Source organism: Bordetella muralis (assembly GCF_965139205.1).
Classification (GTDB): Bacteria; Pseudomonadota; Gammaproteobacteria; order Burkholderiales; family Burkholderiaceae_B; genus Bordetella_A; species Bordetella_A muralis.
Genome location: NZ_CBCSIU010000009.1, coordinates 80,043 through 90,573, shown reverse-complemented (window position 1 = coordinate 90,573; position 10,531 = coordinate 80,043). Strand labels below are relative to the sequence as shown.

The following is a 10,531-nucleotide window of genomic DNA, read 5'->3' as shown; positions in this document are numbered from 1 at the left end:
ATCAAGCGCCGCTGGCTGGGATGCATAAGTCAAGGTATTCATGGGCGGTGAGCCTGTCGTGGCCAATTAAAGTGCGACTGCCCGGAATGGGCCGACTGACTGACAGGCGAGATGGTGACGCCTACGAAATTGTTTGTGAACTGCCATTCCTGTATATTTTCTGTACATTTTTGAACGGTGGTTCATGGCATGGAATGGAGCGATGTTCGAATCTTTCTGGCGGTAGCCCGCGGAGGATCTTTCGGTGCAGCCGCCCGAAGCCTGGGTGTAAGCCATCCGACGGTAGGTCGCCGGATAAAGGTGCTTGAAGATGAAGCAGAGCAACCGCTCTTTCGCAGGACAGGCGATGGGCTGGTCCTGACAGATGCGGGAGACTCTGTCATGACCCTGGCGGAATCCATGGAAAATTCCGCTCTGTCCATGGAAAGGCGCTTGGTAGGCAACCACGAACGGCTCGAAGGTATCCTGCGGATATCCTCAGCAGAGTGGTTTGCCGGCTATGTTCTGGCGCCCGTCCTGGCCGAATTGACGCGCCGCCATCCTGCCGTTGTGCCGGAGGTGATCGCCAGCTACCGGCTACTCAATCTATCGCGTCGAGATGCCGATGTGGCCTTCAGGCTCGTTCCCTTTAGCGAACCGGACATTGTGCAGCGCCGTCTGATGACGGTTTCATACGGTCTCTATGGCTCGGCCGAAACCGTGCGCGCAATGCAGACAGATCCCTCTTCAGCGGGGCTTATTCTCATGAATACGGCGCAATCCCACTTTCCCGATGTTGCCTGGCTGCTCGATAGGTTTCCACGATCACGGCGTGTCTTCACGAGCACGAGCCGGGCCGTTCAGGCACAAATGTGCTTACGAGGCATGGGCATTGCCGTACTGCCAAGACCGCTCGGCGATGCAGTGTCTGGATTGCAGCGCATCGAAACGCCAGAGCCTCCTCCAACCAGAGATATATGGGTGGGCTACCATCACGACCTTCGGCACATGGATCGCTTGCGTGCAATGCTGGAGATCGCCGATACGATGCTGCCGGCTGGCACGGTTGCAAGACGTTGAGAAAAATGGCAGTACCAGGCTTGCAGCTGGAGCGTCGATCAGACGATCCGCTTCAATCTGTGCGCGAACTCCGTCCTGTCGACGTTGCCCACGCCGTTGGCGTGAAACTGCTGGATGTGCGGCCCGTGCTCGTGATGCCGCCGCTGCGCCTCCGGAGACGACCAGGCCTCGACAAATACAAAGCGTCCGGGCTCGGTCTGGTCTTCAAACAGGTCGTAGCGAATATTGCCGTCCTCGTTGCGCGAGGGTTCGACCAGGGCGGACAGATCGCGACGCAGCAGGTCCTCCTTGCCGGCCTTGGCCTTCAGGGCTACGACCATGAACAGTTCACTCATTCACTCTTCTCCTTGCGAAGCGGGGCGGCTCTCAGGCCTCTTGGGCCATTGCTTTTTCGGGATTGAATCCGTCAAAGCTCTCGAACACATCCATAAAACCGGGCACCGTCGCCTCGCGCGCCCAATCTCGCTGCAGCTCGCAGTACATCTGCACGCGGCTGATCAGCCTGCCGCCCGCCTGTTCGATGCGGCGCAGCGCCGCCTCATGCGCGGCAGGCGACGTGCCGCCGACTGCATCGACCGGCACGTAGACCTCGTAGCCTTCCTGGATTGCGTCCAATGCTGGGAACGTCAGGCATGCCTCGGTCCACAGTGCCGTCATGATCAGCTTGCGCCGGCCAAGCGATTTCACTGCTTCCTTGAACTCGACGTCCTCCCAGCTATTGATCGAGGTGCGATCGTAGGTCGGCAAATGGCCGATGACGTCCTGCAGTTCCTGGATAGGCGGCTTGTTTCGGCCGGTCGCGACATTGACGGTCGAATGGACGATTGGAAGACCGTAGTTGATCGCCGCCTTGGCGACGCCCGTGATATTGAAGACCAGTTCGTCGCGCCCCATCGAGCGGATTGAGGAGACCTGGATCGGCTGATAGTCGATGATGATGAGGGCTGAATTCTCCGGCGACAGAAGCTGGTCGGTTCGGGAATTGCGGATCGTTTCACTCGTCATGGAGCTTTCCTGCTGTGTGGTTGATGAAGATGGTTTTTTGAAGCTTTCGTCGCCCTGCTCGCTGCGTCTGTAGCCGGTGATATGATGACCTCACGCCAAGCTTGGCTCAATGGCTGCGCGTGCCACCCGCATGACTCAAAGTGCCAATATCGGTCCACCACTCATGTCCAGTGACTTAACGCCCCCTGTTTTCCGTTGGAACACGGATGACATTCCGGTTCATCACCGCTTCGATCAATACGTCGAAATGGTGCGCAAGAATCTCATCAGCGTAACGACCCGCTGCAGCGACACGCGCGGTTTCAAAACGGACATGCAAGTGAGCCCGCTGGGACGGCTGCGTGTCGCGTCGATCGGTGGATCGGCCAAGCAGTCGGCCCGCACGCGGCAGAACATCAAGGCCAGTGGCGACCGGGCCTTTCATCTGGTGGCGGGACTCACCAACTGGGATTTCGAGTGTAGAGACCAGCGAATCAAGCTGAACGCAACGGACCTCGTCCTCATCGACACCGAACGCGAGTATGCGTCGCGATTGCCCGACGGATTTCGCAACCACACCGTGTCGATTGCCCCCGACGTCCTCCGAAAGTGGCTTTCCGATCCGGACCGCATCGTGGGAAAGCGGCTGCGTGGAGACAAAGGCTGGGGACATGTCCTGTCCACCTTCGTCGATCAGTTGGTCCATCTCGACGTGACCCGAATGCCATTGCCCGCATCCGTTCTTGAGGATCAGTTGGGCGCGCTTATCACGCTCTCGGCCACGGACGGCGTCGGCAGGAGCGAGATGCGGAAGTCGACGCAGGCGGATCTGCGCGGCAGGATCATCGAGTCCATACGCCAGCGCTGTACGGACATCGGCCTGACGGCGGCGCAAATTGCCGCCGACATCGGGATATCCCCTCGCACCTTGCACCGTGCCTTGTCGGCGGGCAGCGAAACCTTTGGCGCATTGCTGCTCACTGCCAGAAGCGACGTGGCATACAGGATGCTGATTTCACCGCAGTTCGACACATTGACTATTGCCGACATCGGATTCCGTGCGGGTTTCGCGGACGAATCGCATTTCAGCAGGACCATGCGCGCCCGCTACGGCCATCCGCCCGCACAATTGCGGCGCACGCGATCATAGGCATGGCCGCCTGACACTCACCCACCGAGGTCCGAGCAGGTCTGCCCAACAGCGGATTTTTCAGTCAGGATTCGGGCAAGATTCCAGCACAAAAACAAAACGCCAATCCCGAAGGATTGGCGTAAGTGCTTGATATTCTTGGTGGGCTGTGAGTGGCTCGAACACTCGACCTACGGATTAAGAGTCCGCTGCTCTACCAACTGAGCTAACAGCCCTGAACTGCTGCATGCGCACAAAAAAGCGCACAAGCAATCAAGAGGCGAAATTATACATGGTTCTAAAAATCTCACCAAACTGCCCCATAAGCCCTGCAAACTGACAGATAACTTACGAAAACAGGGCGGCGGCTGCGTCATATATCCGGGATTACGCTGAACGCCCCCCGATCACTATTGACAAGCAAACAGGCAGTGTTCGATGATTCCTTCCCACTTGTACGATGACATACAAGAATCAGTCCACCTGCGACCATTACCCTTGTCCGCAGCGATATCAGGCCTGCGCGACCGGAGACAACATCATGAGCAGTCCCCCTGCCCAATCTCGTTTGTTCAACCGTTTGCTATTGACTGGCGCCGCTGGAGGCGTGGGCCGAGCGATCCGCCCTCTGCTGACGGCTCATGCACAGCACGTGCGCTTGTCTGACCTGCCCGCAGCATTGGCGGCTCAGGTGACGAATCCGGCACCGCACGAAGAAACCGTTCCTTGCGACATCTCGGATCGTGCCGCCTTTGACGCGCTGGCAGCCGATTGCGACGCGATCGTGCATCTAGGAGGCGTATCCGTCGAACGCCCATTCGAGGAAATCCTCGAGGCCAACATCAAGGGCGTATTCAACCTGTACGAGGCTGCACGCCATCACGGCATCAAACGCATCGTGTTCGCCAGTTCCAACCACGTCACCGGTTTTTACCGGCAAGACGAGATCATCGACGCGCATGCCCTGCGCCGCCCCGATGGCTATTACGGCGTCTCCAAATCGTTTGGCGAAGACATGGCGCAGCTGTATTTCGACCGCTATGGGATCGAAACGGCCAGCATCCGTATCGGCTCGCTGTTTCCCGAGCCGGCGGACCGGCGCATGATGGCGACATGGATCAGCCTGAACGATTTCGACGCGCTGTTGCACCGTTGTCTATATACGCCGGACATCGGCCACACCGTCGTCTATGGCATGTCGAACAATCGCAAGGTGTGGTGGGACAACCGCTATGCCGCCAGACTCGGCTACACCCCGCGCGACACGTCGGAGATCTATCGGGACAAGATCGAGTCGCAGCCCGCGCCCCCGCCCGATGACCCGTCGGTGAGGTTCCAAGGCGGCAAGTTCACCATCGCGGGGCCATTCGACCCGCAATAAAACTGCTCCCCAGAAGCCGCGTTCGGCACGTTGGTGTCGAGCGCGGCTATCGGGATTTTGCTTTACCCTCAGACGACGATGCCTTGGCCGGTTGGCGCAATTGCTGCATCATTTCGCTGCATGGCTTGTCTTCCTCACCCGAGCTGGGCGCCACCAGGGCCAACAAGCTCGCTACCGGGGTCAACAGCACGCCCAATGCGACCGCGCCTGCGCCGCGCGCGGCCAGCGGCAGCACCTGTACCCCCGCATCGGGATTGGCAAAGGTACCCTTCACATACAGTGGTGAACGCAGCGAGAACAAGCGAATGCCTTTGCTTTCAGGCGAGATGTCCAAATCAAGCGTCTCGTCCTTGAAATTGACGTTGCCCTCGATCTGCACAATGGCATTTTCTGTGTCAAAGACAAACACCCGTGGCGTCATGACGCCCTGCTTCATGTTCAGGTCTGCCGCGCCACAATTGATTTTGACGTCTTCGTCACCGAACAGTTTGCTGATCACGTAGTTGCCGACGTTCAAGCCCGCAATCTCCATGAGCCCTTTGCTGATGACACCATCGTTGACCAATAACCGCGCATCGCCGCTTGCGGTACCCAGCAAGGCCGCGACGGAGTTGCCCGAGCCCTTCAACGCCACGTCGCCATTCAATTGGCCCAGGGCCTGCTGCATGGCTTCGACGTTGGGAAATAGTTGCTTCAATCGCAAGCCGCGTACGGCGACCTTTGCGTCTCCGGTCATAGGGGTTTTGCCCCCATCGAGCTTCAGGTCGGAGTTGATCGTGCCGCCGGCAAAGCCAAAGCGTAAGGGGTCCAGCGTGAGCAAGCCGTTATCCAGCACGAGATGCACGTCGAGTTTGGAGATCGGTTTCTTTTCGTCATAGACGATGCGCCCGGCGGTCAATGTCACGTCCGCGTCCATATCGCGCCACCGATCGGTACGGAATTGCTGCGTAGGCAGGACTTTACCCCCTGATGATTTCGACTTGTCCTCGCCTTTGGCAGCGGTCTTTTTCCCGGCATTCGGTTCAACGCCGATCAGCGGCCCCAGGTCCTGCATGCGCAGCTGATTCGAGTTCAATGTCCCGGTGAGCTTCGGACGAGGCACGCCCAACTTGAATGTCAAATCTCCGTGCAAATCGCTCGCTCCAACCTTACCGTTGAAATCGCGATAGCGAAACGTAGCGCCGTCAGCCTGTTTGAGACGCGCGCTCAAGCGGCCGTCAGTGGCGTAACGCGGCGTGTCTGGCAAGGTCACGCCGATCAGCGGATACAGGTCCGACATCGTGGCGCCCGACAAGGCCAGGCGCAGATCGAGCGCCCCCAGATTCGTGGGGTCTGTCAACGTACCGGCCACGGCGGCATGTGTGTCGCCGATAGTGACGTCGGCCTGCAAAGGAAACGGCCGATTGGGATCTTTGACTGCCAGCATGCCGCCGATCTTGCCCTCCCCTTTCAGGGGCAGTTGCTTGTAGCGACCTTTTACTTTCCAACCAAAAACGTAGTCATCCGGAACCGCGACGGCGGCCTGGCTCGTCGCTTGCGCGGTGTTGGCTCCGTCCTCGCCGCTGGCTGGCGGCTTGGTAGCCAACTCGGCCTTCGCCGCAGCCAGCTGAGCGCTCGAGGGCTTGGCCGCAGGTCCCTGGCTGGCGGCCTGCTGGGCGGGCAAGGCGGCTGAAGGAGCCGGTTCTGCCGCTTTTGCCTCTGCCGCTTTATCGCCTGCCTTTTTCTCGGATTTGGCCGCGGATTTGGCGTCTTTGCCTGCGTCCTCTTTTTTGCCGCTGGTACTGGCCTTGCCCGCGATGGCTTCGTAGGGAATGGGCTTGCCTAAGGGGTCGATTTGGCCCAGGATCTCCGCGTGCAAGGTCTCATCCCGAAATGAGATCTGCCCTCGGTCAAAACCAATTTCGTCTATATCGATTTTCCATTTCGAAGGCTGTCCGTCGCCTTCTGGAAGCGTAAATAACCAGTTGGTGCGCCCGTCCTTCAAGCGTTCCAGATTCGCCCGAGGCCCTGTCAGCTGGATTTCGCGAATGACAACGCGCTGAGTCAATAACGGCAGCGGTGACAGTGTGAATTCGGCGCGTTGGAGCGAGGCCATATCCGGATACTGTCCCCATGGCGGGTTGCCTAGGGTGACATCGTTCAGCACCACATGGGGCCAGGGTATCCAGCCCTGCCAGCCGGGCATATCGCCGGGGCGTTGCCACTGCACCGTCAAATCTCCGTTGATGGCGAACGGACGTCCGATTGCCTCAGAGACCTTGTTATTGATGGTGGGCTTGAAGTAGTTCCAATTAAAAAGGGCAATAACGACTACCAGGGCCGCCACCAGGACAATGATGACGCTACCCAGCCCGATAAGTACCTTCTTCGTACGCGTCATGGCTGTATTCCTTTGCCTGACCCGCCTCATGCAGCCCGGCTTTCCTACCTAGGGTATAGGCAGATCAGGGAGTCATTGCCAGAGAATGTATACGGATTTTTCTAAATCCGTTCAAAAGACGCAATCGGCCATGCCAAAAAAGAGATAAAAACCACGCTCTCTGCAATGATGATGTGGACGATAGCCGCACAGCAAGTTTCAGGCCGCAGCGGGATGGACAGGGGTAAAAGGCCCCTGCGGATCGTTTTCGGCGTCGGGACGAGGCGCAATAGGAGGTAAACCGAGCTGGGCTCGCAGACGTTGGCAGTCGGGATTGACCGACCCATCGGGCTGCCAGACCTCGAATTCGCGGCACGGCGTGGGCCGCAGCGGGTAAATATCGCAATGGATCCCCGGCTGGCCCAGTTCTCCGCGCAATGCGACACAACGCCCGCCGCCTTTTTCCGTGCCGGCCATGCACACCCGCAGAGGACTGATGGGCCGCACCAGTTCCAAAGGAACAATGCCGCCGTTCTCGCCGGCAACCTCGCCGCAATAGAACGACACCCGAAAATGCGCACAACAGGCGCCGCAACTCAGGCAGGGATTGGCATCATCGCCACCTAGCGTGGCGGGAGCAATAAGCTCGACGGGATTCGGCTGTAGCCGGGTCATGATGGAAGGCGCCAGAAAAGGCCAAGGAACGGCCGGCAGTGTAGCCAGCGGCTTGGCCAATTTCAAGAGGCAACCTCCCCATCGATACGGGCGACTCAGTTGTCGACGGTGATTCCTTCGGCCCGTATCAAGTCGCCCCACTTTTTGGTGTCGTCGCGCATCAGATCGGCAAACGCCTGAGGGGTCGTCGGCGACAGCTCGACGCCTGTGGACTCGGCATAGGCTTTTAACTCGGAGGTCTTGAGAACATTGGCCAAAACGGTATTCAGCGCAGCGACGGTATCGGCTGGCGTGCCCTTCGGCGCAAACACGCCGTACCAGTTATTGGCGTAAACATCAGGAATGCCCAGCTCATCAAATGTCGGCACATCGGGCAGCACACTGGAACGCTTGGGCGCAGCAATCGCCAGCGCTTTCGCTTTACCGGACTGAATGTGCGGCATCAGCCCGGAAACGTCGCCAATGAATCCATCCACTTGTCCGCCGATGGTGTCAGTAATGGCAGGTGCAGCGCCCTTGTACGGCACATGCAGAATCTTGCCCTTTGTCGAGAGCTTGAGCTGGGCGACAGCCATGTGCGGCATGCTGCCCACACCGGACGATGCCATCGACAGGCCGTCGCTCTTGACCTTTGCCACGAATGCCTGTGCGTCAGCATACGGACTCTTTGCACCGACCACCAATACCTCCGGCACGGAAACCAGCAACGATACAGGCGCGAAGTCCTTGACGGGATCGTAAATCAGCTTCGGATACAGCGCAGGGTTGATGGAAATCGCGCCAACAGAGCTCAAGAACAAGGTCTGGCCATCAGGGCGTGCACGCGCCACGTACGACGCGGCGATGGCACCGTTTCCACCGGGCTTGTTCTCGACCAGAACGGGATGCTTCAATTCTTTTTCCAGCTGCGCCGCGACAATACGAGCCAGAGAATCTGCGGGGCCGCCTGCCGGAAAGGCGATCACCAGACTCGTGCTGGTTTGTGCCTGCGCACCGACAGCGGCAACACCTAATACGGCAGCCGCGACATACTTGAATAAATGGGATATGGGCAGATGCGCCGCGCTCAGGCGTTTGGCCACGCCTGCGTAGAGTAAATGAAACATGACTGTCTCCTGTCTGATTATGGGGTGCAGCTCGACCAGCCACGCCGAGAGCTGCAAAACAACGTTGAACCTACAAAGCAGTAGCGCCCTGGGTATTAACGAATAAGGAATAGATCGACGTGCACGACGCCATGAACAACCGGTTGCGATGCTTGCCGCCGAAACACAGATTGGCGCAACGCTCAGGCAACGCGATACGCCCGAGCAATTCACCCTGCGGGGAAAACACGCGTACGCCATCCAACTCGGCGCAGCCCATCCCCCAGCCACACCACAGGTTGCCTTCTATATCCACGCGAAAACCGTCAGGTGTTCCGTCGCCAGCGTCAAACAGCACGCGGGGCGGACTCAGGCTGAGGCCATCGCTCGCCACATCGAACACCACGATATTGCGCGGCCGCGAGCGCGATTCGATCACGTACAAATGCCGTTCGTCGGGTGAAAATGCCAGTCCGTTGGGACCCTGCACGGTGTCGCACATCAAGCGGATTTCTTGACCATCGGGGCTGATACGATAGATCGCCGCTTGCAGCTCCTGTTCGGCTTTCTCACCCTGGTAATAGCCGATAATGCCAAAGGGGGGATCGGTAAACCAAATCGAACCATCGGACTTCACCACCACATCATTAGGTGAATTCAGGCGTTTGCCGTGATAGCGATCGGCCAGTACCGTGATTCGGCCATCATGCTCTGTGCGCGTCACACGGCGGCCCAGATGTTCGCAGGTAATCAGGCGGCCTTGGCGATCACGCGTGTTGCCATTCGCATAGCCCGAGGTGTGACGCCAGACGTGCGTTTGCTGACTGATCTCATCCCATCGCATGATGCGGTCATTCGGCACATCGCTCCAAAGCAGATAGCGTCCATCACCGAACCATACCGGCCCCTCTGCCCAGCGGTTGCCCGTAGCCACGCGCTCAATGGCAGCCAACGGCAACACCAATTTCTCGAAACGGGGGTCCAGTGAAATCACCGCCGCGTCGGGATAACGCGTGGGCTGCGCCCATTCAATCGCATCGTGCACTCATGCCTCCGTCGACGATGATTTCGGTCGCGGTAATGAATCGCGCCTCGTCCGATGCCAAGAACAACGCGGCATTGGCAGTATCCATGCCGTCACCCATGAACGGCAACGGAATACGCGACTGCCGCTGCGCCAGCAAAGCGTCTACATCACCTCCCGAACGCTGACCTGCCAGACGCACTTCGACCATGGGAGTATGCATCTGGCCCGGGATCACCGTATTGCAACGAATATTCTGCTTGGCGTGCTCTATCGCCACCACACGGGAAAGTTGAATCACACCCGCTTTTGCGCTGGCGTATCCCACTTGTGCCGAACCCGTCCAGCGGATACCGGAGGTCGATGCAATGTTCACGATGGCGCCGCCGCCTTGAGCCTGCATCTGCGGCAATACATGGCGGCAACCGAGGTAGACGCTCTTCAAGTTGAAATCGATCTGGCTATCCCAGGCGTCTTCGTCCAAGGCCACCGGGCCGCCTTTGCGCGACCCACCTACGTTATTGACCAGGATATCGACGCGCCCCCACGTATCCACGCAGGCTTGCACCATATTGCGTACGGCATCGGAGTCCGTCACATCGGCGCACCAGGTCGTGATCTGGCCTCCCACCTCGCGCACGCGTACAACGGTTTCCTGCATCGCACTTTCGTCGCGATCCACGGCAAAGACCTGTGCGCCCTCTTGCGCGAATCGATAGGCAATGGCGCGGCCATTGCCCCAACCCGGACCCACGCTGCCCGCGCCCGTAACGATGGCTACCTTTCCTTGCAAACGGCCTGTCATAATCTGTCTCGCATGATGTTGTTTTCGTTA

At 58.8% G+C, this 10,531-nt stretch carries 10 protein-coding genes and 1 tRNA gene; 3 read left to right on the top strand and 8 right to left on the bottom strand.

Annotated elements, in window-relative coordinates:
- Window positions 1-189 precede the first annotated feature (189 nt).
- Window positions 190-1,059, top strand: coding sequence for a LysR family transcriptional regulator (locus ACNA0I_RS14670; RefSeq protein WP_415806749.1), 870 nt, complete (start codon window positions 190-192; stop codon window positions 1,057-1,059).
- 38 nt (window positions 1,060-1,097) lie between these two features.
- Here ACNA0I_RS14670 and ACNA0I_RS14665 read toward each other — a convergent pair whose 3' ends face one another.
- Both ACNA0I_RS14665 and ACNA0I_RS14660 read right to left on the bottom strand, forming a co-directional pair.
- A complete protein-coding gene (locus ACNA0I_RS14665; protein WP_415806748.1) occupies window positions 1,098-1,394 on the bottom strand; it encodes a putative quinol monooxygenase in 297 nt (98 codons plus the stop codon).
- Window positions 1,395-1,425: 31 nt separating this feature from the next.
- Window positions 1,426-2,064, bottom strand: a complete 639-nt coding sequence (locus tag ACNA0I_RS14660) for a hydrolase (RefSeq protein ID WP_415806747.1) — start codon at window positions 2,062-2,064, stop codon at window positions 1,426-1,428.
- A gap of 109 nt (window positions 2,065-2,173) precedes the next feature.
- On the opposite strand from ACNA0I_RS14660, the gene ACNA0I_RS14655 reads away from it, so the two are divergent.
- The gene (locus ACNA0I_RS14655; protein ID WP_415806746.1) at window positions 2,174-3,193 is read left to right on the top strand and encodes a helix-turn-helix domain-containing protein; all 1,020 of its coding nucleotides are present in this window, start codon (window positions 2,174-2,176) and stop codon (window positions 3,191-3,193) included.
- Between the two features lie 139 nt (window positions 3,194-3,332).
- On the opposite strand, the gene ACNA0I_RS14650 is transcribed toward ACNA0I_RS14655, so the two are convergent.
- A tRNA-Lys gene (locus ACNA0I_RS14650) sits at window positions 3,333-3,408 on the bottom strand.
- Between the two features lie 305 nt (window positions 3,409-3,713).
- Here ACNA0I_RS14650 and ACNA0I_RS14645 point away from each other — a divergent pair.
- Window positions 3,714-4,553, top strand: coding sequence for an NAD-dependent epimerase/dehydratase family protein (locus ACNA0I_RS14645; RefSeq protein ID WP_415806745.1), 840 nt, complete (start codon window positions 3,714-3,716; stop codon window positions 4,551-4,553).
- A gap of 46 nt (window positions 4,554-4,599) precedes the next feature.
- Here ACNA0I_RS14645 and ACNA0I_RS14640 read toward each other — a convergent pair whose 3' ends face one another.
- The 5 genes from ACNA0I_RS14640 to ACNA0I_RS14620 form a co-directional block, all read right to left on the bottom strand.
- The gene (locus ACNA0I_RS14640; protein ID WP_415806744.1) at window positions 4,600-6,933 is read right to left on the bottom strand and encodes an AsmA family protein; all 2,334 of its coding nucleotides are present in this window, start codon (window positions 6,931-6,933) and stop codon (window positions 4,600-4,602) included.
- 198 nt (window positions 6,934-7,131) lie between these two features.
- Window positions 7,132-7,587, bottom strand: coding sequence for a YkgJ family cysteine cluster protein (locus tag ACNA0I_RS14635; protein ID WP_415806742.1), 456 nt, complete (start codon window positions 7,585-7,587; stop codon window positions 7,132-7,134).
- Between the two features lie 95 nt (window positions 7,588-7,682).
- Window positions 7,683-8,693: a Bug family tripartite tricarboxylate transporter substrate binding protein gene (locus tag ACNA0I_RS14630; RefSeq protein ID WP_415806741.1), complete on the bottom strand. Its 1,011-nt coding sequence runs from the start codon at window positions 8,691-8,693 to the stop codon at window positions 7,683-7,685.
- Between the two features lie 70 nt (window positions 8,694-8,763).
- Window positions 8,764-9,717, bottom strand: a complete 954-nt coding sequence (locus ACNA0I_RS14625) for an SMP-30/gluconolactonase/LRE family protein (RefSeq protein WP_415806740.1) — start codon at window positions 9,715-9,717, stop codon at window positions 8,764-8,766.
- Entirely contained in the window at window positions 9,701-10,501 is an 801-nt protein-coding gene (locus ACNA0I_RS14620; protein ID WP_415806739.1) for an SDR family NAD(P)-dependent oxidoreductase, read from the bottom strand. The genes ACNA0I_RS14625 and ACNA0I_RS14620 overlap by 17 nt, the downstream gene beginning before the upstream one ends.
- Window positions 10,502-10,531 lie beyond the last annotated feature (30 nt).